We start from the raw sequence: 26,501 nt of genomic DNA on the forward strand, positions 1-26,501 counted from the left end.
TCAGGTTTAATACTTGGTAGAAATCCGGACTGTCTGACAGTTTTCGGAGCCTTAATCGTTTTAACGGCATAAATCTTCTGTCTTCTTAAGCATTTGGTCAATTATTGAGAGGAAATCTTGTCGGACAGAGTTCGATAGGAATCACTTAACCATGTCCTTCGCCCGTTGGCCCATTACCTGGAAGATCAGCCTCCCGATCGCGACCATCCTGCTGTTCACAGCCGCGATCTGTGTGGTCAGTCTCAACAGTCTTTATTCGGCGATGTTCGCGGAACGCCTCAAAAAGATTGAAGAAATCACCGAAGGCGCGGTTTCGATCGCCGCCTATTACCATGGCCAGGAAGCAAGCGGGAAAATGACCCGCGAAGAGGCCCAGGCCTCAGCCCGGGAAGCCATTGGCGCCATCCGGTTCGAAGGCGACAACTATGTCTTCGCCTATGACTACCAGGGCATGAACCTGGTTCATCCGAACGCAAAGCTCGTCGGTACCAACATGATCGGCTTCTCCGACAAGACGGGTGTGAAGATCGTTGCCGAACTGATCAAGGATGCCAAGGCCGGCGGCGGTTCGCTGCTCTATTACTGGCCGCGCACAGCCGGCGAAGAACCGATTGAAAAATATAGCTGGGGTTCCGGTTTCGAACCCTGGGGCTGGATGATCGGCACCGGGGTTTACGTTGACGATCTCGAAGCTGCCTACTGGAGCGCTGCCACTTCGATCATCGCTCTGGCGCTTGTTGGTGCCCTGATTGCGACCGGCATTGCCTTTGTCGCCGTCCGAAACACGGTTCGCCCGCTGCGCGCGCTGACCGACAACATGAGCCTGCTGGCCGATGGCAACACCAGCATCACCATTGACGGCACCGACCGCGGCGACGAAATCGGCCAGATGGCAAGCGCCATGGAGGTTTTCGTCCGGAACGAAGCTGCCCGGCGCGAACTTGAAGAGCAGCAGAATTCCAGCCAGGAAGACGCTGCCCGCAAGGGAGCCGAAATCCAGCAGCTCAGCGGCGACTTCGATCGTCAGATCATGGAAATGCTCAACATCATCGACAGCTCCGTGCAGAACCTGCAGGCTGCTTCCGCCGACATGACCGGCGTCGCGGCACAGACCACGGAACAGAGCGGTCGCGTTTCCAACGCCTCCTCCCAGGCAGCCCACAACGTTGAAACCGTTGCGGCGGCGGCGGAAGAACTGTCGGCCTCGGTCAACGAAATCCGCCGTCAGGTGCAGTCTTCCAGCGAGATTGCGGCCCGCGCTGCCGGTGAAGCCCAGGCAACCAACCAGCGCATGCATGGCCTTTCCGAAAGCGCCAGCCGCATCGGCGAGGTCGTGAACCTGATCCAGGCGATCGCCGAGCAGACCAACCTCCTGGCGCTTAACGCGACCATCGAGGCGGCACGCGCAGGCGAAGCCGGCAGGGGATTTGCGGTCGTTGCGGCGGAAGTCAAGGAGCTGGCCACCCAGACTTCCAAGGCGACCGAGGAAATCTCCAGCCAGATCACGGCGATCCAGGATGAGACCGGTCATGCGGCCAGTGCCATCTCCTCGGTTACCGAGATCATCAACAACATGAACGAAATCGCCTCGTCCATTGCCTCTTCCGTGGAAGAGCAGGGCGTCGCGACGCAGGAAATCGCCAGCAACGCGACCGAAGCCTCGCGTAGCACGGTTGAAGTGACCACGAACATCGAGACCGTTGCAGCGGCTGCCGAAAACACCCGCGACACCGCGGAAAAGGTCGACAGTTCAGCCCAGCAGCTGAAGGAAAACGCCTCGATGCTGCGCAATCAGGTCGGCACCTTCCTGCAGGAAGTGCGCAAGCGCTCCGTGGCCTAAGGTCCGGGCACCAGACTCAAAAAAGCCCGCAGTCCGTCAATGGCTGCGGGCTTTTTCGTGTCTGCTTCCACGTGGTATGTCAGCCCGGCGGGGTCGTCAGAAGGCCTTCTCCAAGAACCTTGAAAGCGTCGATCACCTTCTTCAGGTCCGCTTGCGGGTCATCGCTTGCCGCAATCCAGAGCGCTGCATTGAAGGCAGCGCCGTTCAGAAGCCGCGCAGCGGCTTCCGCGTCAACGGGTTTTACCAGGCCTTCGGCGATCAGACGTTCAAGCGCATTGGTCGTTGTCTGCAGGCAAACATTCTGGCTCGGCCACTGTGACGGATCGCCAAGTACGGATGGTCCGTCCAGCAGCACGATACGCTGCACTTCCGGTTTCAGAGCCATCTCGATATAGGCGATGCCTTCTGCCATGAGCGACTCCCATTCGCTCCCGCCAAGCCGGCTGGCGGCTTCCTTGGCTTCGGCTGCAATTTCGCCATCGAGCTGATTGACCACCGCCTGCAGCAGGCCCTTCTTGTCTCCGAAATTGTGATAAAGCGCGCCGCGCGTCAGGCCGACAGAAGCGGTCAGTTCATCCATGGACGCAGCCGCGTAGCCCTGTTCGGCAAAGGCTTTTCGCCCTGCCGCTATCAGCTTTGCCCGCGTTTCCTCCATCATTTCGGCTCGTTTTCCAGGCGCCATCCTTACCTCGCAAATTCGCATACGCTGCGTATGCCAATTGACATACGGCGCGTATGTGAGTTATTCACATACGCAGCGTATCTCAATAAGCGCTCCCCGTTAAGCCCGGTTTCACACCGAAGCTCCAACCCTGAAAGGACTGAACATGACCAAGAGCCAATCCGTTTTCCCGGAGGGCCGTCACGCCCTTTATGACACGCATAAATATTCGGCTGCTCTTCGCTCCGGCGACCTTCTTTTTGTATCCGGTCAGGTCGGCAGCCGCGCAGATGGCACGCCTGAACCAAACTACGAAGATCAGGTGCGCCTGGCCTTTGAAAACCTGCAAGCCGTACTCAAAGCGGCCGGCTGCGGACTGGACGATATCGTCGACGTCACGACCTTCCACACGGACCCGGAAAACCAGTTCGAGAGCCTGATGAAGGTGAAGGACGAGGTTTTCGAAGAAGCGCCTTATCCGAACTGGACGGCTGTCGGCGTCAACTGGCTGGCCGGTTTCGATTTTGAAATCAAGGTCATCGCACGAATTCCCGACGACGCCTGACACCTTTTCGGCAGACCTGCCTTCCGGTTTCATCGAGCCTGAAGGCAGGCCGGACCGAAACCAACCGTTCAACCGTTGCAAGCAGCGACGTGGCACACCACGTGCGGATGGCGCTGGGAGACGGGCACTGACCTTCTCCAGCGCATGTCTGCCGATGCATGTTCAATGGAGACCAGGTTATGAACGACACCACGAATTGGCACCTTTCCGAAGAAATCCGGACATCTGCCGGTGTCGTGATGGCAGGCCGGGCAGGTGAAGGGCCGTCGCTGGTGCTCGCACACGGCTGGCCGTGGTCGTCCTGGTCCTGGCATCGGCTCATTCCGGAGCTCTCCAGGAAGTTCCGCGTCCACTGGTACGACATGCCGGGATACGGCCGGTCGGCAAAGTCACCTGAGCAACGCACATCCCTCGACATTCAGGGGAAGATCTTTGCCGAAATGCTCGATCATTGGCAACTCGAACGGCCCTCGGTCGTGGCCCATGACTTTGGCGGGGCAACAACGTTGCGGGCGCATCTTCTGCACGGCTGTGATTTCGGGAAATACGTCTTGATGAACGTCGTTGCCCTCAGCCCCTGGGGGTCGGAGTTCTTCGATCATGTCGGCCGCCATGTGGAAGCCTTTGTCGGGCTCCCGCCGCATATCCACCGCGCGGTTGTCGATGCCTATATCGGCGGCGCCCTTGTCAACGAAATCGGGGCCGAGGCCCGCGCGGCACTGGCTGGCCCCTGGCTGACCGAAGAAGGCCACGGCAGCTTCTATCGCCAGTTCGCCCAGGCAGACGAAGCCTATACCAACGAGATCGAACCGCTTTACGGCGACATTCGGTGCCCGGTGAAGATCCTTTGGGGAGAGGACGATCCGTGGATCCCGATCGACCGGGGCCGGGCTCTGCACGAAGCCATTCCGCAGTCGACATTCGAAGCGCTGCCGAACGCCGGCCACCTGCCGCAACTCGAGGTGCCGGATCTTGTTCTGGCCAAGCTGGGCACCTTCCTCTAAGGGACAGGTGTCAGCTGCAGTTCAGATCTTGCGCAGGGCGACCTTGGCAATCTTGTGACTGGAATCCTTGGTCAGGATCAGGTCGGCGCGGGGCCGCGTCGGCAGGATGTTTTCGCGCAGGTTGACCAGGTTGATGTCGTTCCAGATGCGATTGGCGGTCGTGACGGCTTCCTGATCGGTAATCCGCGAATACTTATGGAAATAGGATCCCGGATCGCGGAAGGCCGTCTCGCGCAGGCGCATGAAGCGGTCGACATACCAGTTCAGCAGCAGGGTTTCATCGGCATCGATATAGACCGAGAAGTCGAAGAAATCCGAAACGAACGGCACAGCGCGCCCGTCCTTGGGCAATTCGCGCGTCTGCAGCACGTTGAGGCCTTCGACAATCAGAATATCGGGGCGGTCGACCGTCACCGTGTGGCCGGGCATGACATCGTAGTAGAAGTGCGAATAGACCGGTGCCCGGACGAACCGCTTGCCTGCCTTGATGTCGGACAGGAATTTAAGCAGACGTGGCCTGTCGAAACTTTCCGGAAAGCCCTTCTTGGACATCAGCCCTTCGGCTTCCAGCACCGCGTTTGGATACAGGAACCCGTCGGTGGTGATCAGGTCGACCTTGGGACTGGCCGGCCAGCGGGCCAGAAGCTCACGCAGGACGCGCGAGGTGGTCGACTTGCCGACAGACACCGACCCGGCAACACCGATGATGAACGGCGTCTTGCCGTCGCGGGTGCCGAGGAAGTTCTGCGTTGCCTGAAAGATGCTGATGGTTGCTTCGGCATAGAAGGCAAGCAGACGGGAGAGCGGCAGGTAGATTGTCTCGACCTGCTCGATCGAGACCGGCGCATTGAGGCCCTGCAACTGGGCCACCTCGTGCGCATCCAGCGTCATGGGCGTGTCCGCACGCAGTCTTGCCCACTCGCGCTCGGTGAACACCTGGTAGGGGGACAGATCCATGTCCAGGGCCGTGGCGACTTTCTGATCCATTACTTCGCAGTTCCTGCTGCGCGGCTGAACGCCGGATCCGGTACAGAGCCTGCAGGCCCTGGATTATTCCTGAGGCCGGGACGCCTTTTCTTCCAGTCCGGTCTGTCCCGTACGGCTCGCAAGCTCCTTCATAACATCCCCGAGGGGGACATTGGAGACATTGAGAACCACCAACAAGTGATAAAGCACATCGGCGGCCTCGGCCGTCAATTCCTGCCGGTCCTTCTGAACGGCGGCAATCGCCGCCTCAACCGCTTCTTCCCCCAGCTTCTGGGCGCATTTGGCAACGCCCTTGTTGACGAGCTTGCGCGTATAGGACTTGTCGTCCGCGCTATTCGCACGTGCAGCAATAATGGCGTCCAGATCTTCCAAAGTGAAGTCGGTCATTCGGCTAGTTCCCTTGAGGCCGTTTCAGGCGTCGAGGCGCATCGGTACGCCGGCGTCGTTCATGTAGTGCTTGGCTTCCTGAATGGTGTATTCGCCAAAGTGGAAGATCGAGGCGGCCAGCACCGCAGTGGCATGGCCATCACGGATGCCTTCCACCATGTGGTCCAGGTTGCCGACACCGCCCGAGGCGATCACCGGCACCGGCACCGCATCGGCAATCGCCCGGGTGAAGGCGATATTGTAGCCGGACTTGGTGCCATCCCGGTCCATGGACGTGACCAGCAGTTCACCGGCGCCCAGTTCGACAACCTTCCTGGCGAACTCAACAGCATCGATGCCGGTGGCATTGCGGCCGCCATGGGTGAAGATCTCGAATTTTTCCGGTTCGCCCGGAGCGTTGACCTGCTTGGCATCGATGGAAACGACGATGCATTGCGCGCCGAATTTTTCCGCTGCTTCGCGCACGAAATCCGGATTGGTAACGGCCGCCGTGTTGATCGACACCTTGTCGGCTCCGGCAATCAGCAGCTTGCGGATGTCTTCCACCGTGCGCACGCCGCCACCGACGGTAACCGGCATGAAACAGGCCTCGGCCGTGCGCCGGACAACGTCGTAGATCGTGTCCCGGCCCTCGTGGCTGGCCGTGATGTCCAGAAAGCACAGTTCGTCCGCACCGGCCGCGTCATAGGCCTTGGCAGCTTCCACCGGGTCACCGGCATCGACCAGATCAACGAAGTTGACGCCCTTGACGACACGGCCGTCCTTGACGTCGAGACAGGGAATGACACGGGCTTTCAAGGTCATGATGCTTTGCTCCGCGCGGCCTGGATCAGATCCATGGCTTCTTTGGGATCGAGACGGCCATCATAAAGCGCCCGTCCGGAGATCGCGCCTTCCAGGATAGCGCAGTCGGGCTCCAGCAGACGGTGGATATCGTCAATCGACGCAAGGCCGCCAGAAGCGATGACCGGAATGGAGACCGCCCTGGCAAGTTCCAGAGTCGAGGGAATGTTAAGGCCCTTCAGGACGCCATCCCGGTCGATATCGGTGTAGATGATCGCCGCAACGCCTGCGTCCTCGAACTGTCTGGCCAGGTCGACAGCAGTCAGTTCGGACGTTTCCGCCCAGCCCTCGACAGCGACATAGCCGCCCTTGGCGTCGATGCCGACGGCAATTTTGCCCGGGAACTTGCGGCAGGCTTCCTTCACCAGCTCGGGATCGCGCACGGCAATCGTGCCAAGAATGACGCGGCTGATGCCCTTGTCCAGCCAGGTTTCGATATGATCCAGCGTCCTGATCCCACCACCCAGCTGCACCGGGTTCTTGGTTGCCCCCAGAATGGCATCGACAGCCGCGCCGTTGACGCTCTCGCCGGCAAAGGCGCCGTTGAGATCGACCACATGGAGCCATTCAAAGCCCTGGTCCTCGAACGCCCGGGCTTGCGCGCCCGGGTTGTCGTTGAACACGGTTGCCTGGTCCATGTCGCCCAGTTTCAGGCGAACGCACTGGCCATCCTTCAGATCGATGGCGGGAAAGAGGATCATGTCGTTTTAAATTCCTTCAACGATGACGATTTCGCCATCGGCTACTTTCTGGCGGATTTTCACCGCTTCCTGATATTCCGGCGAATTATAGCAATCCACCGCGTGCTGGAAGCTCGGAAATTCGATGATGACGTTGCGCGCCCGGCCCGGGCCTTCAATGGCATCGGTCTTGCCGCCGCGGGCAAGGAAATTGGCGCCGAACCGCTCGAAGGCGGGCTTTGCCGTTTCCACGTATGCCGGATATCCGTCGGCGTCATGCACGTCGACACGGGCGATCCAGTAACCTTTGCTCATGTTGGCCTCCCAGGCGCTTTTAGATTAAGGGGTCCAGTCCAGGAAATTGGCGATCAGCTCCAGACCGAGCCGCTGGCTTTTTTCCGGGTGGAACTGGGTGCCGATCATGTTGTCCTTCGCCACCATGGCGGTGAAGGTGCCGGCATAGTCGAACGTTGCCAGGCGGTCTTCCGCCCTGGCGCAGGCAAAGTGGAACGAGTGCACGAAATAGGCGTGCAGGCCATCCGGTCCCGTTTCCAGCCCCTTGAAAACCGGGTGGCTTTCCGGGCGGACCTCAATGGTGTTCCAGCCCATGTGGGGGATTTTCAGCGTCTTGTCTGCCGGTTCCATGGCTGTAACGTCGCCTTCGACCCAGCCAAGGCCTTCCACGGTCTCGAATTCCAGGCCGCGGCTTGCCATCAGCTGCATGCCGACGCAGATACCGAAGAACGGCTTGCCGTCCTTGCGCACGACCTGTTCCAGCGCCTCGGGCATGCCTTCGACAGCCCACAGGCCGCGCTTGCAGTCGGCAAAGGCGCCGACACCCGGCAGCACGACACGGTCGGCCTTCAGTACCCTTTCGGGGTCGGACGTCACGATAACGTCGGGCGTGTGGGCGTGGGCGCGGGCCGCGCGCTCAAACGCCTTTTCGGCCGAGCGCAGGTTGCCCGAGCCGTAGTCGATAATCGCAATTGTCATTGACGGGTCTCCGGACCGAGAGTCAGGCCCACCACCTGCTCGCTACCGATCCTCGGGATGATCGGTTGGGAGGCGGGGCGCTGTTGCCGGTCGATTTGAGGTCTGGGCGGCGACACTCGGTCAGCCGCCTTGTGGAGAAATCGGAATTCGGCTTCGCTCTTGTTGTGCGCGTCGACGATGCCGACAACGCGCCAACCCTTGCGCTCCAGCGACCAGCGGCGCAGCGCCTGGGCCTCAAGGCCGAACAGGATGGAGGTGAAGAGGGCAACGACGGCCATGGCTTCCTGACTGACGGACAGCGCCAGCAACTCGATCACCAGCGTCGCGGCGAGATAGCCAAGCAGCACCAGCCACATGCGGTTGACCAGCAGCCAGATGACGGCAAACAGGAACGCAAGTGTCGAGAAGCCGTCCGGAACGAAGGCGAGCCTGTCGGTCTGGCGAGGATCGCCAGCCACGTCTTCGAATTCTGGCGGAGCCATCACAACATATGTGCTCATGCGCCGTTTCCTGCCCTAGCTGCCGAGCTGGCCCTTGGTGGTCGGAATGCGGTCTGCCTGCCGCGGATCGATCTCCACCGCCTTGCGCAAGGAGCGCGCAACCGCCTTGAAGCAGGTTTCAGCGATGTGATGGCAATTGGAGCCATAAAGGTTGGCAATATGAAGGGTAATCCCGGAATTCATCGCAAATGCCCGGAAAAACTCCTCGAACAGCTCCGTGTCGAATTCACCGATCTTGTCCCGGTCGAAGGTGACGTCCCAGACCAGGAAGGGACGGCCGGACACATCCAGCGCGCAGCGGGTCAGTGCTTCATCCATGGCAAGATGGGTATCGGCGTAACGGGTGATGCCCGCCATGTCGCCCAGCGCTTCGGAAATTGCCTGGCCCAGCGCTATGCCGGTATCCTCGACCGTGTGGTGAAAGTCGATATGAGTGTCGCCATCGGCACGGGCCTTGATGTCGATCAGCGAATGTCGCGACAATTGCTCCAGCATATGGTCGAAGAACCCGACGCCGGTCTGGACGTCGTATGCGCCCGTGCCGTCCAGGTTGATCTCGACCGCGATGCGGGTTTCCTTGGTGTCGCGCGATACACTCGCTGTGCGCATGTGCTGATGCCCCGTGGGTAATGGGAAAGAAGAACCGCGGTGTTGTAGCAGCCTGAACCGTCTAAGAAAATAGCGGTTTCATAGTGAAAGGGTTCTGTGGCCGGTCTATCTTGCAGACAGGCAAATCGGCATTCGTCTGCCGCCGCGTTCCTGAAATCCATTTTGGGGGAAATCCATCATGTACAAAAAAGCCATTTCAGAAGGCGGGATTGCCGTCGTTACCGGTGCTGCCAGCGGCGTCGGACTGGCCGCAGCCACCCGCTTCGCCCAGGCAGGACTGGGCGTCATTCTTGCCGATCTGCCCGGTCCGGCACTTGAAGAGGCAACGGAAAAGGTGCGTGCCGCCGGTACGGTCGGTGTCGATATTTTCGCGGTTCCGACCGATGTCGGTGACATGGCGCAGGTCGAAGCCCTGGCCGAGAAGGCTTTTCAGACCGGGCCCGTCGCGGTCCTGATGAACAACGCCGGTATCAGCCTGCCGACCTCTGCCTGGGAGGGGTTCGACAACTGGGTCCGCCTGATGGACATCAATTTCTACGGCGTCCTGCGCGGTGTCCATGCCTTCACGCCGCACCTGATCGAGGCTGCCCGCCCGGCGGTCATCGTCAACACCGGATCGAAGCAGGGCATCACGACACCTCCGGGAAACCCTGGCTACAACACCACCAAGGCAGCCGTGAAAGTGCTCAGCGAACAGCTTGCCCATGAACTGCGGCAGGCCGGAGCGCCCATTTCCGTGCATCTGTTCGTTCCGGGGTTCACCTACACGGGCATGACCGCAAGCCATTTTCCGGAGAAGCCGGCCTCGGCCTGGACCAGCGAGCAGACCGTCGATCACTTCATCGAGCGGATGTCAGCGGGCGATTTCTACATCCTGTGCCCGGACAATGATGTCGACAGCACCAGGGACAATCGCCGGGCAGAATGGGCCATCGGCGATATCATTGAAAACCGGCCGCCGCTGTCGCGCTGGCATGACGACTACAAGGATGCCTTTGCGGAATTCGAGCGAACAGGCAAGGCGTAGTTCTGGGTAGTTCTGGCGCTGGGCGATCCTTGGTGCTATGCACTGGCACCTGCCCCAAAATCCGAGGATCTGCCCATGCCGACCAGCCCTTTCTCCCCGAAAACCGCTCTGGATCGCCTGATGCTGCCTGTCGACGTGCCGACGGTTGCCGAGGCCGAGAAGCTGGTAAAGCAGACTGAAGGCAAGGTCGGTGTCTACAAGATCGGCATGGAACTCCAGTTTGCCGGCGGGCTGGAATTCGCCCGTGACCTTGCGCGTGACGGCAAGAAGATCTTTCTGGACGTCAAACTGCACGATATCGACAACACCATCGAAAAGGCCGTACGCAACGTCGCCAAGATGGGCATGACCTTCATGACCCTGCACGGCTACCCGAAAACCATGCGTGCTGCCGTGAAAGGCCTGCGGGAAGAGGGTAATCCCGATCTGTGCCTGCTTGGGGTGACGGTGCTGACCTCCATGGACGAGCAGGACCTGGTCGATGCAGGGTATCGCGGCCCGATTGCCGATGTGGTGGAAGCGCGGGCGAAGGACGCCCGTGTGGCTGGCATGGGCGGCATCGTCTGCGCCGCCACCGAAGCCACAAAAATGCGCGCCATCCTTGGAGACGAGCTTGTGATCGTCACCCCCGGCATCCGCCCTGCCGGCAGCGATGCCGGAGACCAGCGCCGGGTGATGACCCCGGCGGACGCGATTCAGGCTGGTAGCGACTACCTGGTAGTCGGCCGCCCGATCAGCCGGGCCGAAGATCCGGGTGCGGCGGCCGATGCCGTGGTTGCCGAAATAGAAGAGGCGCTGAACCTGCCGCCGCTAGTCGATAACACCGGTAACCGGAAAGCCGCATCCTTCGGCAACTTTTCGATATGACGCGGTAAATCCGCTCAGGGAAGCGGTGTAGATGAGGCCACTCGGTCCGACGATATCGATCTGCCCGTTTCGTTGCATCGCCTGCAGGACGCGCTGAGCGTCCTCTATCGGGAAATAGGTCTGGGCGACGGCGAAACCGTCTTCATCGAAATAGGCTTGGACAGTTGCCTGCGCGCTGTCGCCGTCATCAAAGACGAAATTGACCTTCTGGTCATTCTGAAGAACCGTCGCATGGCCGCGGACGGCACGTTCCGTCAGCTGGACACCGGGGAAGAAGTCCGGCGGCAATGCATCGCTGTTGGACGTCGCAAAGCCTACGGTGGGCAGGCCGTCGCCGCCGGTCCACATGGTGCAGTTGATACGAAAGTCTTCGCCCGTATCAAACGACTGAATCTCTACATTCCAGTCCTTGTAAGAAAAATACTGTTCCTTGGCCTGAACAGCGGAAGCGGCAAGCAGGCCGAGTCCGAGGCCGGTCAAAATTCTGAATGTCATCAAAAAGTCCCCGAAAAGGTAGGATGACGCCAACTCAACACCGAAAACCTTAAAATACGTGACTGATGTCAGGCGTTTTTTGGCATTACCCTTGTCGGGTCCAACTTCCTCTCCTGAACCACGCGGACCGGGTTCCGCCATGCTTTCCCGGGATGACACAAGTACTTTCCGGAACCGTTTCTTTCCCTCGAGAGCAGGGGTAGCGGCCGGTTGACCAAGGCCAGAAAAAAACCACCGCCGAAGCGGTGGTCCAGTTTGCTACAATCACGTGATCTCAGGTCACGCTGCCTGGTTGTCTCCATTGGCCGCAGACCGGAGAACCATGCCGTAGAGGTCACGCGGGTCGTCCGGATCAGCCAGCAGGTCGAGCTTCTCGAAGTGACCGGTTCTGGGCAGAAGATCGCGGACGTAGCGCAGGGCGGCAAAGTCCTCGATGGCAAAGCCGACGCTGTCGAACAGCGTAATCTGGTCCTGCGAAGTGCGGCCTTCGGCCTTGCCGGCGTAGACCTGCCAGAGTTCGGTAACCGGATGATCGCGGTCGAGCTGCTGGAATTCACCCTCGATATGAGTCTGGTCCGGGAACTCGACAAAGATATCTGACCGCAACAGGATATCGCGATGCAGCTCGGTCTTGCCCGGGCAGTCGCCGCCGACCGCGTTGATGTGAACGCCGGTGCCGACCATGTTGTCGGTCAGGATCGTCGCCGATTTCTTGTCCGCGGTTACGGTGGTGATGATCTGCGCGCCTTCGATCGCATCTTCCGGCGTCTTGCAGATAGTCACGTTCAGTCCGGAATTGGCGAGGTTGCGGGCAAGGCGCAAGCTGGCGGCGCTGTCGATGTCGTAGGCGCGGATGTCGGTGATCCCGAGCATGTCCTTGAACGCCAGGCACTGGAAGTCGGACTGTGCGCCATTGCCGATGATCGCCATCGTGGTGGACCCCTTGGGTGCCAGGTATTTGGCGGCAAGTGCCGAGTTGGCTGCCGTGCGCAAGGCCGTCAGGATGGTCATCTCGGTGAACAGCACCGGATAGCCGGTCGTCAGGTTCGACAGAACACCAAAGCCGGTAACAGTCTGCAGACCATCACGGGTGTTGCCGGGATGACCGTTGACATACTTGAAGCCGAAGGTCTTGCCGTCACTGGTCGGCATCAGCTCGATGACACCCTGAGGCGCATGCGCCGGAATACGCGGTTTCTTGTCGAAGCTTTCCCATCGCAGGAAATCCTGCTCGATATATTCGGCGATGCCACGCATGAAGGTTTCGACGCCAATCGCGCGGACATTGCGCATCATGTTGTCGACGCTGACGAAGGGCACATAGGCCAGATCCGACGGCAGAAGATTGATGGGGCTGTTTGACATTGTTCGGTCCTCTAGAAGCTTCTTGTCGGCCGGTCGAAGACCCGGCGGCCAAACAGGCTGCCGGTCAGTTCGACCATCAGACGCGCGGTTTTTCCGCGTTCGTCCAGGAAGGGATTGAGCTCGACCAGGTCGAGAGAGGTGACGAGACCACTGTCATGCAGCATCTCCATCACCAGATGGGCTTCGCGGAAGGTCGCGCCGCCCGGTACGGTGGTGCCGACGGCCGGGGCGATTGACGGATCCAGAAAATCGACATCCAGGCTGACATGCAGAAGGCCGTTTTCGGCCCTTACGCGCTCCAGAAACGGCTTCAGAAGAGTGCCGATGCCTTCCTCGTCGATCCGGCGCATGTCGCTGACACCGACGCCGTGGCTGACCAGCAGGTTGCGCTCGGCATCATCGATCGAGCGAACGCCGAGGATCTCGACATTCTGCGGCTTCAAGGTGTGTTCCAGCGGGCTGCCGAGCAGATCGTCAAATCCGGGCAGGCCGCACAGAAACGCAAGCGGCGTACCGTGAAGGTTGCCGCTGGCGGTGCTGTCCAGCGTGTGAAAATCCGAATGCGCATCGAGCCAAAGCACGAACAGCGGGCGTCCGAGTGCGGCTGCCGCCCTTGCCTGACCCGAAACGGTGCCCGCCGCCATGGCGTGATCGCCGCCAAGATAGATCGGAAAACCCGGTCCTTCGCCAAGTTCCGCCGCCTTCTGGTGGAGCGCCCGGGTCCAGGCAACATAGGCGCGGTAATTCCGCAGTATCCTGTTGGGAGGGGTGAGGCTGCCAACCTCCGCCGGGCTCAGATTTCCGTGGTCGACGACCGAATGGCCGAGTTCCTGCAGCGTCTCCTGCAGGCCGGCGGTTCGATAGGCGTCCGGTCCCATGAGGCAGCCGCGCTGACCGGCGCCTTCATCCACCGGAGCTCCAACCAGCACAATCTGTTTCTCAACGACGTTCACGTCCTGCTCCGCCCCAAAATTCAACTGTCAAAAGTGTGCTGAAACGCCGCGGCGGAGTAAATCCGGACACTTGATCAAAAGAGCAGCCAGATTTATCATTTTGATAAGCTGAATTTATCGGAATGGAAAAATGGACGATCTGGATCTTCGATTGATCTCGCTTCTGCGCCATGACGGGCGACGGTCAGTGTCCGAATTGGCAGGTGATCTGAAGGTCTCGCGCGCCACCGTGCGCTCTCGCATGGAGAAGCTGGTCGACACGGGAGAAATCCTGGGATTTACGGCCGTTCTGCGCGACGACTGGCGCGATCTGCCGATCCGCGCTGTGACGCTGGTGGTCGTAGACGGCCACAACACCGAACCGGTGATCCGCTCGCTCAGCGCCATGACGGAGGTTCGCGCGATCCATTCCACAAATGGCAAGTGGGATCTGGTACTAGACGTCGCCACGCGCGATCTTGCTGCCTTTGACGATGCACTCAATCGCATTCGCCTTATCGAAGGTATTACCGGCACGGAGACGAGCCTGCTTCTGACCACCCGCAAGGGACCGGCGGTTTCGGCCAGCGAATTCAAGGATGTTCTGGGGTAGGAACGCCAATCCCGGTTTCTGTGCCGTCATTCCGGCCGAATGAAGCGGAAACTGGTACCAAAGCGCCAAGGATCATGAGACGGATCGCAAATCGGGTCGATCCCCCGTTGTTCGCCGACTAAGATCGGAGCAGACTTCAAGTTCAGCATGAAGAAACCGCCATGACCAAAGCGCTCGACCTTACCAGCCTGACGTCCGAACCGACCCCGATCTCCATCGGCGAGGAGGCTGCACAGCACTACGACGTCGTTCGCCGCACCTTGAAACGGATCACCGAAGACTGGCGCGAGCAACCCACGCTGGACCAGTTGGCCAGGGAAGCCGGTCTTCAACCCATCCAGCTACAACGTGTGTTTTCGCGCTGGGCCGGACTGACGCCAAAGCAGTTCCTGCAGGCAATCACGCTGGATCACGCCAAGGCGCTGCTGCGCGAGTCCGCCAGTGTTCTCGACGCAACCTACGAAGTGGGCCTGTCGGGATCCGGCCGGCTGCACGACCTTTTCGTCACCCATGAAGCCATGACGCCTGGCGATTACCGCAATCGTGGCGCGGGTCTTTCAATTGCCTACGGCTTTCATCCATCCCCTTTCGGCCAGGTTCTGGTGATGGCCACCGACAAGGGTTTGGCCGGTCTGGGATTTGCCGATCCGGGCGAGGAAACCTCTGCCCTGGAAGACATGTGCGAGCGCTGGCCCGCAGCCGCTTTCGTCCAAGATCAGGATGCGACGGTGCAATTTGCCCGGCGCGTCTTCGATCCGAAAAAGTGGCAAGAGGATCAACCGCTCAACATCGTTATGATTGGTACCGATTTTGAAATCAGGGTCTGGCAAACGCTGCTGAAGATCCCGATGGGCAAGGCTACCACCTATTCCGACATCGCCGCCTGCCTCGGCAACCCGAAGGCATCCCGCGCTGTCGGCACCGCAGTCGGCCGCAACCCGCTCTCGTTCGTCGTCCCCTGCCACAGGGTGCTCGCCAAAGGCGGCAAACTCGGCGGCTACCACTGGGGCCTCACCCGCAAACGCGCCATCCTCGGCTGGGAAAGCGGCTTGTCCGGGCCGGTTCTGGAGTGTGTTTGAGGGGGCAAAATGAACCCACTGTCCGTCATTCCGGACAAGCGCAGCATCGATGCGCGCAGATCCGGAATCCAGACATCAGCATGAGCGAAGCGAAACCCGCTTGAAAGAAGAAGCGGCCGCGCCTTAGGCGCGAAAAGCATCTGGATTCCGGATCTGCGTTCGGCTTGCCTCACTTGTCCGGAATGACAGCCGGATGTCCTAAAACACCGGCCCCTTCGGCATCGGATAGTTGCCGGTGATTTCCCAGCCGAATGCGGCGATGCGTTCGGCGGCCATGGGCGTGACGTCGCCGGTGATCAGGAAGTCGACGCCCGTTGGCGGGAAGGGCAAGGTGCCGAGGCCTTCGTGCATGGCGGAGAAGGTCTGCGCCACGGTCTGGGTCCAGGCCACATGATCGAAAGGCATGACGATGGCGGCGATGCCGTCACGGCGCAGGGCGACGGGAATGCCGGACACCAGCTTGATGTCCCCCAGCGGCGAAACCGTGCTGTTGTAGGTTTCCATGAGAACGACACGACGAAGCTGGAAATAGGCAAGATCCCGGCTGTCGGCATCAGCCGCCTTTTCGGCAATCAGGTAAAGGTCCTTCACACCGGGCATTGCCTGCATCTGATAGGCGATCGCGGCCTTTTCCGACGCCGTGTAGAACGGATTGCCCATGAGCTTGGCGTTCGTCACCTCGGGCACGCCCACGGCGCGAAGAACGCTGGAGGTGCGTTCCTGCAGCTCGGTCGGCGTGCTGTCGACGATGAGATTGCGGAAATTGTCTGCCTGCCGCGCGGCATTGACGATGATACCACCGGGCAGGAGGCTGGTAATTGCGCTTACCGTCCAGTTGCCTGCCGTGGTCACGCTGGCGGTTTCGTCGAGCTTTTCCGATAGCGGCCGGTAGAACGTATAGGGATCGACACCCACATCGACCGCAAGTTCGCGCCGGGCCTTGGCCTGGCCGGTGATCGACTTGGCAAGTTCCGCCGGAGAGCCGCCCTTGCCGCTGACTGCGGCCTCGACGCCCTTGGTGAGGCGGCCGAACATGCGGCCGACACCCGAAACGGTGTTCTTTGCGGTTCCCACAGGATCGGTCACCGTGCTTTCGACAAACTCGACCGGCTTCATGGCCGCCTGCTTGAGGCCGTCGACGAAACTGGCGTCGTTTTTCAGACTGTCGAGGGCAATCAGTACCTGGATTTCGTGCAGGCGCAGCTTGAGCATGCCGTCGCCTTCGATCTGCTCGACGCCGAGATCGGTCTGAACCTGATAAATCCGCAGGAAACCGTCGCCGCGCACCGGCGAGAGTACCGCATAGCCGGGACCGAGTTCCTTGCCGTCAAGAAGTGTGGCCGGATCCTGCTCCGGTGGCGTTTCATATTGTTCGGTGAGTGCGTTTGCAGGCACGCTCAAGAGCAGAGCGCCCAGGAAAGCGCCTGCGAGCTTTGGGCGACAGGTTTCAAAACCGAACATTCAGGGCCTCCTCGGGCAGAGGCCGGTGACGCCTCAGACCGGCGCCAGACCGCTGCGCGCCAGAACTTCACCAGCCAGATAGAGCGACCCGCAAATCAGGATCCGGGGCGGCTCGCCATCTTTTGCCGCACAAGCTGCCACATCTGCCAGCGCTGCGTCCAGTGATTGAAACGGCGTCGCTTCAAGTCCCGCACAGCGGGCAAGATCGGCCAGGTCTTCCGGCTCCCTTGCGGTGGGTGTCGTGGTGATCGGCACGGTGCCCACGTGGCGTGCCAGTCCGTGGAACGGACGGAAGAATCCGACGGGATCCTTTGTCGTCAGCATGCCGGACACGAGGTAAAGCGGCCGGGGTGAGCGCTCTTCCTGTTCGCCCATGAACTGGGCGATCGAAATGCCCGCGCCGGGATTGTGGCCACCATCGACCCAGACTTCCGACCCTTCCGGGCACAGGTCATGCAACGGTCCGCTGGTGATCGGCTGCAGCCGTCCGGGCCAGTTGACCGTTTTCAGGCCGTGGGCAATCGTATCGCCATTCGGCAACATGCCCGCCGCCTTCAACGCCGCAATGGCGACAGCCGCATTGGAGAACTGGTGACGGCCACCAAGCACGGGCACAGGCAGGTCGATCAACTCGTCCTCGTCCTGAAACGCCATGCGGCCCTGGTCTTCCTGCGCTGCGAAATCCTGCCCGAACACTTCGATCGGCGCCTTGTTGCGCGCTGCCTGACGCGCAATCGTTGCCATGGCGCTGTCTTCCTGCGCAGCGCAGATGACCGGCACGCCCGGCTTGATGATACCGGCCTTTTCGGCAGCGATCACCGACAGGTCGTCACCCAGAAACTTCTCGTGGTCCATCGAAACCTGGGTGATCACCGTGGCAAGCGGCCGGTCGATCACGTTGGTCGCGTCAAGACGGCCTCCGAGACCGACTTCAAGCAGCAGCACATCTGCGGGATTTTCCGCGAACAGGAGCAAGGCAGCAGCGGTGGTGATCTCGAAAAAGGTGATTTCCTCACCGCCATTGGCTTCTTCGCAGCGGTGCAGGGCCTCATAGAGGACAGGATCGGAGACGAATTTGCCATTCGAGCCGAGCCGAATGCGCTCGTTGAAGGAAACCAGGTGCGGCGAGGTGTAGACGTGGCAGCGTTTTCCGGAAGCTTCCAGGATCGCCCGCATGGTGGCGGTAACCGAGCCCTTGCCGTTGGTACCGGCGACGTGAATCACCGGCGGCAGGCGCTGTTCGGGATGCCCGAGCGCTTCCAGCAGGCGGTACATGCGACCGAGCGAGAGATCTATCTCCTTCGGATGCAGCGCCAGCAAACGGTCCAGAATTTTCGTGATTTGATCCAAGGCGCCCTCCGCAGGGTCCCTTTTTCCCGGTTGCGTTTGACTAACGCCTTTACGGGAAGGCCGCCCGCGAGACAAGCGGACAGCCCGGAAATGTCGTGTCAGGCCGCTTTCGCGACGTATTCGTGTAACGAAGCCACCTAGCTGGCAGCTTCCGCGCCCTTGGCAGGCTCCGCAGCCGCTTCGGCAGGCTTGGCTTCGGCTTCCGGTGCCGGCTCCTTCGGCGCTTCAAGCTTCGGCAGTTCGACTTCCCGCTTCATCAGGATACCGCAGATGCGTGCCAGTGTTTCCTTCATCTTCTGGCGCGGCACCACCATGTCGATCATGCCGTGGTCGAGAAGATATTCGGCAGTCTGGAAATCGTCCGGCAACTTTTCGCGCACGGTCTGTTCGATCACGCGGCGGCCTGCGAAGCCGATCTGGGCGCCCGGTTCGGCAATGTGCACGTCGCCAAGCATGGCGTAGGAGGCCGAGACGCCACCCGTGGTCGGGTTGGTCAAGACGACGATATAGGGCAGTCCCGCTTCGCGCAGCATCTGCACACCGACCGTGGTGCGTGGCATCTGCATCAGCGACAGAATGCCTTCCTGCATGCGTGCACCGCCGGAAGCGGCAAACATGACGAAAGGCGTCTTGTCCTCGACCGCTTTCAGCATGCCGGCAAGGATCGCTTCACCCGCGGCCATGCCGAGCGAGCCGGCGATGAAATCGAAGTTCTGCACGGCAATGGTCAGCGGCATGCCGTTGACCTGGCCCTGGGCCACGATCACGGCTTCGTCTTCGCCGGATTTGGTGCGGGCTTCCTTCAGGCGGTCGGTGTAGCGCTTGCTGTCGCGGAACTTGTGCGGATCGGCATGCACTTCCGGGGTATCGACCTCGGTGTATTTGCCTCCGTCAAACAAAGCCTCAACGCGTTTGCGCGCCGGGATGCGCATGTGATGACCGGAATTCGGGATCACCCAAAGATTGGCTTCCAGGTCCCGGTGAAACACCATTTCACCGGTTTCCGGACACTTGATCCAAAGGTTTTCCGGAACTTCGCGCTTTTTCCAAAGATCACGGATCTTGGGGCGTACGATAGAATTGATCCAGTTCACGTCAAACGCGTCCCGCTACTCGAGTTACCATTGGACGGAGATATGGGGTCCGTCCGAAATCCTTCAATTCAGACCAGCCGATGGCTGACCAGTCAGGCTGTTCTTGACCGGGCGCATCCGGAGGCCAGGTCGGACACCAGGTCGACGACGGTCTGAACGGTTTTGTCAGTCGCCTTGCCGGCCTCATCGAGGCTGTCACGGATGGCATTGACCAGAACCGACCCGACCACGACACCGTCGGCATCCTTGCCGATTTCCGCTGCCTGGTCTGCGGTCTTCACGCCGAAACCGACGGCAACCGGCAGGTCCGTATGGCCCTTGATCCGCTTGACCGCGGTGGTCACCCGACCGGTGTCGGCGATATTGGCGCCGGTGATGCCGGTCACGGAGACGTAATAAACGAAACCGGAGGTGTTGGCCAGAACGGCAGGCAGACGTTTGTCGTCAGTGGTGGGTGTTGCCAGGCGAATGAAATTGAGACCTGCTTCCAGGGCCGGAATGCAGAGTTCGTCATCTGCTTCTGCCGGAATATCGACAATGATGAAGCCGTCGACACCAGCGTCCTTGGCTACTTGCACGAAAACCTTCGGGTCCCGCACGTAGATCGGATTGTAATACCCCATCAGGATGATCGGCGTATCCTGGTCCTGCTTGCGAAACTCACGAACCATGTCCAGGGTCTTGTCCATGGTGTGCCCCGCAGCCAGCGCACGCTGGTTGCCAAGCTGAATCGGGATGCCTTCGGCCATCGGGTCGGAAAACGGCATGCCGAGTTCGATAACGTCGGCACCTGCTGCCGGAAGGGCGTTCAGGAGGGCTTGCGAGGTCTGCAGATCCGGATCGCCTGCGGTGATAAAGGTGACCAAGGCCGGCCGGCCGGCATCCGCACAGGCTTTAAAACGGCGGTCGATACGCGTATCCGTCATTCACTGCTACCCTTTTTCGCGCCGTCCGGGACCCTCCGGGGCGTTTCCGTTTCAGCGATGTACGGGGGCAGTGCGTGCAATGTCAATTGTCTCATGCAGATTCGGAGCGTTGAAACAGGCTCCGAACCCAGACCGGTCAGCGGCTTGGATAGTCGATCAGGCCGATAGCGCGCAGGGCGGCATCCGCCCGGTAGACATGTTCGCTGCCCATGGGCTTCGCCCGGCCGGAGCGCGTGAACGGGTTTCCGGCACCGCGAAACACGGTGGCGAGGGGCGCTGCCGATGGCGCGCTGATATGGAGGGCCTGCAAGGTGCTCATCTCAAAAACCAAAAAAGATTGATGCCGCGATCCGGAATCGCAACCGGGCCGCACCTTATGGCTTTTTCGCAGTGCAGCAAGCTGTGGAAGCGCGGGTCAGACCCGCAAAAAATGCATGGCTGATAGGCGAAATGTGCACAAATTGCGCCTAGAAAAATGCACTGCGTGCACTTATTGTAAAACGAACCACTGAGCCACCAAACAAATAAGGAGCTGAAAATGGCCCATTCCCTGTTCGAACCCGCTCCTCAGCCTTTCACTGAAAAGCTGTGGCGCCGGATGAGGGATCTTCACCTGGGTTTTGCCCAGCGCAAGGGTGTTGCCGAAGTTTCTTCCGCGCAATCAGAGCCGGTGCTGGCACAACAGGCGACCGGTCTGGACGCCCGGGGCCGCCAGCAGTTGCTGGAAGCCATGTTGACGGCAAAACCCATAGCCGTGCCACCGCGCGCTGCTTACAAACGCAGTGCCTGACCGGCTGCAGCCTTAGCGCCGTTTGAAATGACGGGCGAAGGCGCGGCTGGTGATTTCGCTGCGTTCCAGGCCGAGATCGGCAAGCTGGGCGTCGTTCAGGTGGTTCATGCGTGCGATTTCGCCGGCAACCTTGCGGGAAGCGCGAAAGTCGCGGACGAAGCCGGTCAGAAGATCGAAAGCCATTTCGGGGTTTCCTCAAGCGGCCGGCAATAGCGCCGACCCTGTTTCATTCGCGGCTGATTTAGTCTTTCCCGGCGGATTCACAACGCACAAGTTTGCATTGCAGCATTTCCAAACTGGCGGGGCTGGTTAACCGGCGTTAGGGGCCGGTGGCAAGCCGCGTTGTCATCGCGGTCAAAGCGGAACGTCGGCCCTATCCAAAACCCGCATTGATGACCAGCAGGCTCCAGGTCTTTCTCTTGGCGGAGGGGATGACTCTCCGGACCGGCCAAAAGAAAAACCGCGCACCTTTCGATACGCGGTTTTCCAGGGTTCCGTTCGAAGCGGGCTGTCAGAGATCGAAGCCCAGCATCTGGCCAACGGCAAAGACGTCCTTGTCGCCCCGGCCGCACAGGTTCATGACGATAATCTGGTCCTTGTCCATCTGCGGGGCCAGTTTCACGACATGGGCCAGCGCGTGGGCCGGCTCCAGCGCCGGGATGATGCCTTCAACGCGCGTCAGCATCTGGAAAGCTTCCAGAGCCTCGTCGTCCATGACCGGTACATAGTCCACACGGCCGATTTCCTTCAGCCAGGAATGCTCCGGCCCGATGCCCGGATAATCGAGACCGGCGGAAATCGAGTGACCTTCCAGGATCTGGCCGTCGCCGTCCTGCAACAGGTAGGTGCGGTTGCCGTGCAGAACGCCCGGCTTGCCTGCGGTCAGGGATGCGCAGTGTTCTTCCCCCTGCAGGCCGCGGCCACCAGCTTCGACGCCGTAAATCTTGACGTCCTTGTCGTCCAGGAACGGATGGAACAGGCCAATGGCATTGGAACCACCACCGACGGCGGCAACCAGCGCATCCGGCAGCCGGCCTTCGGCTTCCATCATCTGTTCGCGCAGTTCCTTGCCGATCACCGACTGGAAGTCGCGCACCATTTCCGGATAGGGATGCGGGCCCGCGGCAGTACCGATCAGGTAGTAGGTGTCCTCGACGTTGGTCACCCAGTCGCGCAGCGCCTCGTTCATGGCGTCCTTCAAGGTGCCCGCACCGGCGGTCACCGGCACGATTTCCGCGCCCAGAAGTTTCATGCGGAAGACGTTCGGCTTCTGCCGTTCCACGTCGGTCTTGCCCATGTAGACAACGCAGGGCAGGCCGAAGCGGGCACAGACTGTCGCTGTCGCGACACCGTGCTGACCGGCGCCGGTTTCCGCGATGATACGGGTCTTGCCCATGCGCTTGGCGAGCAGGATCTGACCGACGCAATTGTTGATCTTGTGCGATCCGGTGTGATTCAGCTCATCACGCTTGAAATAGACCTTGGCACCGCCGAGTTCCTTCGTCAGACGCTCGGCAAAATAAAGCGGCGATGGCCGGCCGGTGTAGTGCTTGTTCAGCGTCTCGATCTCGGCCTTGAAAGCCGGATCGTTCTTGGCGTCCTTGTAGTGTTGTTCCAGGTCCAGGATCAGCGGCATCAGCGTTTCGGCAACATAGCGGCCGCCAAAAATACCGAAATGCCCGCGATCGTCCGGACCGGTCCGGATGCTGTTAGCCATATCGTTCACGCGTTTACTCCTTCACCCGGGCTTCAGCCCGGAACCTTGACGCCCTTGGCCGCCGCCAAGAATGCGCGAATGAGACCACTGTCCTTGACGCCCTTTTCCCGCTCGACGCCGGAGGAAACATCCACCTCGCTGACGCCGCTCAAACGGATCGCCTCGGCGACGTTCTCCGGATCAAGTCCTCCGGAAAGCATGAAGGGCTTCTTCAGGTCAAGGTCTTTCAGGATCGTCCAGTCGTAGGACACGCCGTTGCCGCCGGGCAGTTCGGACCCTTTCGGCGGCTTGGCATCGAACAGGAGACGATCTGCCACAACAGCATAATAGTGCGCCTGCTCCAGATCTGAACGGTCGGAAATCGAAATCGCCTTCATGACCTTGGTGCCCTGCATCACCTTGGCCGCTGCCAGGGCTTCCGGAGCTTCCTCGCCATGAAACTGGAAGGTATCGGGTTTCACAAGCTCGTTGATACGGGACAGGCCGTCGAGATCCATGTTGACGGTTACCGCCACGATCTCCGCCCGGCCGCGCGCCATATCGGCCAGCCGGCAGGCCTGGCTGAGCGACACATGACGCGGGCTCTTCGGGAAGAACATCAACCCGACCATATCCGCACCGGCATCCAGCGCCGCCGCCATGGTGTCCTCGGTCGAAAGACCGCAGATTTTGACTTTAATATCCGACATGGTTTCGAGGTATCGCCGTTGGGGCAGGGTTTGTCAAAAAAGATTAGCTATCCCGACGAGAAAAGGCGCAATTGCACGCTATCGCACCCCTGTCGAGTGACTTGCAGCTTGAGTACGACGAGACACCGGACTTTGGATTTCCATGTGTGTTGCGGCAGCGCTTTGGGGCTCCCCGATCCCGGATCTTCGCTGCGCTGCCTCCGGGATGACGACGATAGGTGTCCGGACAATGATTACCGATTGAGCTCCAGATAGAGATCCTGCCAGCCCGGATTCATCTTCTCGATCAGATCGAATTTCCATTGTCGGCGCCAACGCTTGATCTGTTTTTCGCGGGCAATCGCAGCCCCGGTCTCTTCGTGCTGTTCGTACCAGACCAGGGATTTCGTACCGTATCGGTTGGAAAAACCCTCAATCAGACCTTCGCGGTGCTCGTAAGCCCGGCGGGCCAAGTCCGTCGTTACGCCCGTGTAAAGAGTTTCGAACGGTCGCGACGCGAGGATATAGACCCAGGCTGTCAAGCGATGGTCACTCCGGGATTCGAGAGGTTGGGTGGCTCCCCGATCCCGGATCTCCGCTGCGCTGCGTCCGGGATGACGACGACAGGTCTGGTAAAAACCTTTCAGTCGTCATCCCGGGCAAGCAAAGCGCGACCCGGGATCGGGGGTCCCCTAATTCAGCGGAAAAATCAACCACCTCACGTCACATTGAACGCCGCGATGGCGGCCATGTTGACGATGTCGCTGTCCTTCGCCCCCAGGGGAACGATCTGGATCGACTTGTCGAAGCCGACGAGCAGCGGGCCGATGACCGTGGCGCCGCCCAGTTCCTGCAACATCTTGGTGGAGATGGATGCCGAGTGGAACGCCGGCATGACCAGAACGTTGGCCGGACCGGAGAGGCGGCAGAACGGATAGGCGGCCATTCGATCCATGTTGAGCGCGATGTCCGCGGCCATTTCGCCGTCGTATTCGAAGTCGACCCGGCGGCGTTCGAGGATCTTGACCGCCTCGATGACCTTTTCCGAACGTTCACCCTTCGGGTGGCCGAAGGTGGAATAGGCCAGCATGGCAACACGCGGTTCATAGCCGAACTTGCGTGCGACATGCGCCGCTTCCTCGGCGATGTCCGCCAGTTCTTCCGATGTCGGCATGTCGATCACCGCCGTATCGGCGATCAGAACGGTACGGCCGCGGGCCAGTGCCAGCGACACGCCGATGACCCGGTGACCGGGCTTCGGATCGATGGTGGCCTTCACGGTATCGAGGGCGACGGAATAGTTCCGGGTCAGACCGGTCACCATGGCATCAGCGTCGCCGCGCGCAACCATGATCGCACCCCAGTAGTTGCGGTCGTTGTTGACCATGCGCTGGCAGTCGCGCAGCAGGTAGCCCCGGCGCTGCAGGCGGCCGTAGAGATACTGCGCGTAGTCGCTGTTGCGGTTGGAAAGCCGCGCGTTCTGGATGGAAATGCCCGGCCGGTCGATGTCGATGCCGGCGCGTTCGGCCATGGATTTGATCTCGTCCTCGCGGCCGATCAGGATGGCCTCACCCAGGCCCTGCGACACGAAGCTTGTCGCTGCGCGGATGACCGGTTCTTCCTCGCCCTCGGCGAAGACGACCCGCTTGGGCTGCTGGCGCACCTTGGAGAAGATCCTCTGCAAGGTGCCGGCGACAGGGTCGCGGCGGGCGGAGAGCTGGTGCTTGTACGCCTCCATATCGACAATCGGCTTGCGGGCGACGCCGGACTCCATCGCTGCCTGGGCGACCGCGGGTGGAATGGTGTGGATCAGGCGCGGATCGAAGGGCACCGGAATGATGTATTCCGGACCGAACTTCGGCCGGTTGCCCCGATAGGCCGCTGCCACTTCGTCCGGCACTTCCTCACGCGCCAGTTCTGCCAGTGCGTGCGCGCAGGCAACTTTCATGGCGTCGTTGATCGTGGTGGCCTGAACATCAAGCGCGCCGCGGAAAATATAGGGAAAGCCGAGCACGTTGTTGACCTGGTTCGGATAGTCCGAACGCCCGGTCGCGACAATTGCATCGTCGCGCACTTCCGCCGCCTCTTCCGGCGTGATTTCCGGGTCCGGATTGGCCATGGCGAAAATGATCGGGTTCGGTGCCATGACCCGCAGCATGTCGGGCGTCAACGCGCCTTTTGCAGAAACGCCGAAGAAGACATCCGCGCCCTTGAGGGCGTCATAGAGCGAACGCGCCTTGGTTTCGACCGCATGGGCGGACTTCCATTGGTTCATGCCCTCTTCGCGGCCCTTGTAGATGACACCCTTGGTGTCGCAGAGGGTGACGTTCTCGTTCGGAATGCCCATTGCCTTCACGAGTTCGATGCAGGCAATGCCGGCCGCGCCCGCGCCATTGCAGACCACCTTGGTGTCCTTCATATCGCGACCGGTCAGGTGAAGGGCGTTGATGAGACCCGCCGCCGCGATGATGGCCGTACCATGCTGGTCGTCGTGAAAGACGGGAATGTTCATCAGTTCGCGCAGACGCTGTTCGATGATGAAACAGTCCGGTGCCTTGATGTCCTCCAGGTTGATCCCGCCGAAGGAAGGACCGAGATAGCGGACCGCATTGATGAATTCATCGACCTCTTCGGTATCGACTTCCAGATCGATGGAATCGACGTCGGCAAAGCGCTTGAACAGGACGGACTTGCCTTCCATCACCGGCTTTGAGGCAAGCGCGCCCAGATTGCCGAGGCCCAGAATGGCCGTGCCGTTAGAAATCACCGCAACCATGTTGCCCTTGGTGGTGTAGTCGTAGGCACGGCTGGGGTCTTCCGCGATCGACCGCACCGGCACCGCCACGCCGGGCGAATAGGCCAGCGACAGGTCGCGCTGGGTCGCCATCGGTTTGGTGGGCGCAATTTCCAGCTTCCCGGGGCGGCCTTCCTGGTGGAATTGCAGCGCTTCCTGGTCGGTGAAGCTGACATTGGTCTTGGTCGGTTTCTTGTCGGCGGACATGGTTTGGGCGTTTCCTCTTGCGCGCTCTCTTTACGGGGCGGGAGCAC

At 60.5% G+C, this 26,501-nt stretch carries 30 protein-coding genes; 8 read left to right on the forward strand and 22 right to left on the reverse strand.

Annotated elements, in window-relative coordinates:
• Window positions 1-151 precede the first annotated feature (151 nt).
• Window positions 152-1,840 (forward strand): methyl-accepting chemotaxis protein, encoded by a 1,689-nt coding sequence (locus B0E33_RS12055; protein ID WP_023002413.1) that lies wholly within the window; start codon window positions 152-154, stop codon window positions 1,838-1,840.
• Between the two features lie 79 nt (window positions 1,841-1,919).
• On the opposite strand, the gene B0E33_RS12060 is transcribed toward B0E33_RS12055, so the two are convergent.
• Window positions 1,920-2,498, reverse strand: coding sequence for a TetR/AcrR family transcriptional regulator (locus B0E33_RS12060; RefSeq protein ID WP_023002414.1), 579 nt, complete (start codon window positions 2,496-2,498; stop codon window positions 1,920-1,922).
• A gap of 169 nt (window positions 2,499-2,667) precedes the next feature.
• On the opposite strand from B0E33_RS12060, the gene B0E33_RS12065 reads away from it, so the two are divergent.
• Together B0E33_RS12065 and B0E33_RS12070 are read left to right on the forward strand one after the other, a co-directional pair.
• Window positions 2,668-3,066, forward strand: a complete 399-nt coding sequence (locus tag B0E33_RS12065) for a RidA family protein (protein ID WP_077291348.1) — start codon at window positions 2,668-2,670, stop codon at window positions 3,064-3,066.
• A 179-nt stretch (window positions 3,067-3,245) separates the two neighbouring features.
• Window positions 3,246-4,070: an alpha/beta fold hydrolase gene (locus B0E33_RS12070; RefSeq protein WP_077291349.1), complete on the forward strand. Its 825-nt coding sequence runs from the start codon at window positions 3,246-3,248 to the stop codon at window positions 4,068-4,070.
• 21 nt (window positions 4,071-4,091) lie between these two features.
• Here the strand turns inward: B0E33_RS12070 and coaA are convergent, their stop codons facing one another.
• From coaA to hisB, 8 genes are all read right to left on the reverse strand, one after another.
• Entirely contained in the window at window positions 4,092-5,057 is a 966-nt protein-coding gene (gene coaA, locus B0E33_RS12075) for a type I pantothenate kinase (RefSeq protein WP_023002417.1), read from the reverse strand.
• A gap of 63 nt (window positions 5,058-5,120) precedes the next feature.
• Complete coding sequence (locus tag B0E33_RS12080; RefSeq protein WP_023002418.1) at window positions 5,121-5,444, reverse strand: phosphoribosyl-ATP diphosphatase; 324 nt, start codon at window positions 5,442-5,444, stop codon at window positions 5,121-5,123.
• Between the two features lie 24 nt (window positions 5,445-5,468).
• Window positions 5,469-6,248: an imidazole glycerol phosphate synthase subunit HisF gene (hisF, locus tag B0E33_RS12085; RefSeq protein ID WP_077291350.1), complete on the reverse strand. Its 780-nt coding sequence runs from the start codon at window positions 6,246-6,248 to the stop codon at window positions 5,469-5,471.
• A complete protein-coding gene (hisA, locus tag B0E33_RS12090; protein WP_077291351.1) occupies window positions 6,245-6,988 on the reverse strand; it encodes a 1-(5-phosphoribosyl)-5-[(5-phosphoribosylamino)methylideneamino]imidazole-4-carboxamide isomerase in 744 nt (247 codons plus the stop codon). Before hisA ends, hisF begins: the two co-directional genes overlap by 4 nt.
• A 6-nt stretch (window positions 6,989-6,994) precedes the next feature.
• Entirely contained in the window at window positions 6,995-7,282 is a 288-nt protein-coding gene (locus tag B0E33_RS12095) for a DUF1330 domain-containing protein (RefSeq protein WP_023002421.1), read from the reverse strand.
• Window positions 7,283-7,306: 24 nt separating this feature from the next.
• Entirely contained in the window at window positions 7,307-7,960 is a 654-nt protein-coding gene (gene hisH / locus B0E33_RS12100) for an imidazole glycerol phosphate synthase subunit HisH (protein ID WP_023002422.1), read from the reverse strand.
• Window positions 7,957-8,460 (reverse strand): DUF2628 domain-containing protein, encoded by a 504-nt coding sequence (locus B0E33_RS12105; RefSeq protein ID WP_055660297.1) that lies wholly within the window; start codon window positions 8,458-8,460, stop codon window positions 7,957-7,959. Before B0E33_RS12105 ends, hisH begins: the two co-directional genes overlap by 4 nt.
• 15 nt (window positions 8,461-8,475) lie before the next feature.
• Entirely contained in the window at window positions 8,476-9,069 is a 594-nt protein-coding gene (gene hisB / locus B0E33_RS12110; RefSeq protein ID WP_023002424.1) for an imidazoleglycerol-phosphate dehydratase HisB, read from the reverse strand.
• 178 nt (window positions 9,070-9,247) lie between these two features.
• On the opposite strand from hisB, the gene B0E33_RS12115 reads away from it, so the two are divergent.
• Window positions 9,248-10,096, forward strand: a complete 849-nt coding sequence (locus tag B0E33_RS12115) for an SDR family NAD(P)-dependent oxidoreductase (protein WP_077291352.1) — start codon at window positions 9,248-9,250, stop codon at window positions 10,094-10,096.
• A gap of 75 nt (window positions 10,097-10,171) precedes the next feature.
• On the forward strand, window positions 10,172-10,963 hold the full coding sequence (pyrF, locus tag B0E33_RS12120) for an orotidine-5'-phosphate decarboxylase (RefSeq protein ID WP_062485957.1): 792 nt from the start codon (window positions 10,172-10,174) through the stop codon (window positions 10,961-10,963).
• Here the strand turns inward: pyrF and B0E33_RS12125 are convergent.
• From B0E33_RS12125 to rocF, 3 genes are all read right to left on the reverse strand, one after another.
• Window positions 10,907-11,458: a hypothetical protein gene (locus B0E33_RS12125; RefSeq protein WP_139314178.1), complete on the reverse strand. Its 552-nt coding sequence runs from the start codon at window positions 11,456-11,458 to the stop codon at window positions 10,907-10,909. The two genes, pyrF and B0E33_RS12125, sit on opposite strands and share 57 nt — an antisense overlap.
• A gap of 279 nt (window positions 11,459-11,737) precedes the next feature.
• Window positions 11,738-12,823 (reverse strand): ornithine cyclodeaminase, encoded by a 1,086-nt coding sequence (gene ocd, locus B0E33_RS12130; protein ID WP_062485961.1) that lies wholly within the window; start codon window positions 12,821-12,823, stop codon window positions 11,738-11,740.
• Between the two features lie 11 nt (window positions 12,824-12,834).
• Entirely contained in the window at window positions 12,835-13,701 is an 867-nt protein-coding gene (gene rocF, locus B0E33_RS12135) for an arginase (RefSeq protein WP_051990073.1), read from the reverse strand.
• Between the two features lie 205 nt (window positions 13,702-13,906).
• Here rocF and B0E33_RS12140 point away from each other — a divergent pair, with 205 nt between their 5' ends.
• Window positions 13,907-14,368, forward strand: coding sequence for an Lrp/AsnC family transcriptional regulator (locus B0E33_RS12140; RefSeq protein ID WP_023002430.1), 462 nt, complete (start codon window positions 13,907-13,909; stop codon window positions 14,366-14,368).
• A 161-nt stretch (window positions 14,369-14,529) separates the two neighbouring features.
• Window positions 14,530-15,447 (forward strand): methylated-DNA--[protein]-cysteine S-methyltransferase, encoded by a 918-nt coding sequence (locus B0E33_RS12145; RefSeq protein WP_077291354.1) that lies wholly within the window; start codon window positions 14,530-14,532, stop codon window positions 15,445-15,447.
• 198 nt (window positions 15,448-15,645) lie between these two features.
• On the opposite strand, the gene B0E33_RS12150 is transcribed toward B0E33_RS12145, so the two are convergent.
• The 5 genes from B0E33_RS12150 to B0E33_RS12170 form a co-directional block, all read right to left on the reverse strand.
• A complete protein-coding gene (locus B0E33_RS12150; protein WP_023002432.1) occupies window positions 15,646-16,908 on the reverse strand; it encodes a hypothetical protein in 1,263 nt (420 codons plus the stop codon).
• 33 nt (window positions 16,909-16,941) lie between these two features.
• A complete protein-coding gene (locus tag B0E33_RS12155; protein ID WP_077291355.1) occupies window positions 16,942-18,258 on the reverse strand; it encodes a bifunctional folylpolyglutamate synthase/dihydrofolate synthase in 1,317 nt (438 codons plus the stop codon).
• Between the two features lie 137 nt (window positions 18,259-18,395).
• On the reverse strand, window positions 18,396-19,352 hold the full coding sequence (gene accD, locus B0E33_RS12160; protein WP_077291356.1) for an acetyl-CoA carboxylase, carboxyltransferase subunit beta: 957 nt from the start codon (window positions 19,350-19,352) through the stop codon (window positions 18,396-18,398).
• 92 nt (window positions 19,353-19,444) lie between these two features.
• Window positions 19,445-20,278 carry a tryptophan synthase subunit alpha gene (gene trpA / locus B0E33_RS12165; RefSeq protein WP_023002436.1) on the reverse strand — a complete coding sequence of 278 codons (834 nt, stop codon included), beginning with the start codon at window positions 20,276-20,278 and terminating at the stop codon, window positions 19,445-19,447.
• Between the two features lie 136 nt (window positions 20,279-20,414).
• A complete protein-coding gene (locus B0E33_RS12170) occupies window positions 20,415-20,597 on the reverse strand; it encodes a hypothetical protein (RefSeq protein WP_023002437.1) in 183 nt (60 codons plus the stop codon).
• 219 nt (window positions 20,598-20,816) lie between these two features.
• On the opposite strand from B0E33_RS12170, the gene B0E33_RS12175 reads away from it, so the two are divergent.
• Window positions 20,817-21,068 carry a hypothetical protein gene (locus tag B0E33_RS12175; RefSeq protein ID WP_077291357.1) on the forward strand — a complete coding sequence of 84 codons (252 nt, stop codon included), beginning with the start codon at window positions 20,817-20,819 and terminating at the stop codon, window positions 21,066-21,068.
• Between the two features lie 12 nt (window positions 21,069-21,080).
• Here the strand turns inward: B0E33_RS12175 and B0E33_RS12180 are convergent, their stop codons facing one another.
• The 5 genes from B0E33_RS12180 to B0E33_RS12200 form a co-directional block, all read right to left on the reverse strand.
• Window positions 21,081-21,251 (reverse strand): DUF1127 domain-containing protein, encoded by a 171-nt coding sequence (locus B0E33_RS12180; RefSeq protein ID WP_023002439.1) that lies wholly within the window; start codon window positions 21,249-21,251, stop codon window positions 21,081-21,083.
• Between the two features lie 328 nt (window positions 21,252-21,579).
• Window positions 21,580-22,785: a tryptophan synthase subunit beta gene (gene trpB / locus B0E33_RS12185; protein ID WP_077291358.1), complete on the reverse strand. Its 1,206-nt coding sequence runs from the start codon at window positions 22,783-22,785 to the stop codon at window positions 21,580-21,582.
• Between the two features lie 32 nt (window positions 22,786-22,817).
• Window positions 22,818-23,474, reverse strand: coding sequence for a phosphoribosylanthranilate isomerase (locus B0E33_RS12190; protein WP_023002441.1), 657 nt, complete (start codon window positions 23,472-23,474; stop codon window positions 22,818-22,820).
• A gap of 233 nt (window positions 23,475-23,707) precedes the next feature.
• On the reverse strand, window positions 23,708-23,995 hold the full coding sequence (locus B0E33_RS12195; protein ID WP_062485982.1) for a GIY-YIG nuclease family protein: 288 nt from the start codon (window positions 23,993-23,995) through the stop codon (window positions 23,708-23,710).
• Window positions 23,996-24,171: 176 nt separating this feature from the next.
• On the reverse strand, window positions 24,172-26,454 hold the full coding sequence (locus B0E33_RS12200) for an NADP-dependent malic enzyme (RefSeq protein ID WP_077291359.1): 2,283 nt from the start codon (window positions 26,452-26,454) through the stop codon (window positions 24,172-24,174).
• Window positions 26,455-26,501: the final 47 nt, after the last annotated feature.

It is taken from the genome of Roseibium algicola, assembly GCF_001999245.1.
Classification (GTDB): Bacteria; Pseudomonadota; Alphaproteobacteria; order Rhizobiales; family Stappiaceae; genus Roseibium; species Roseibium algicola.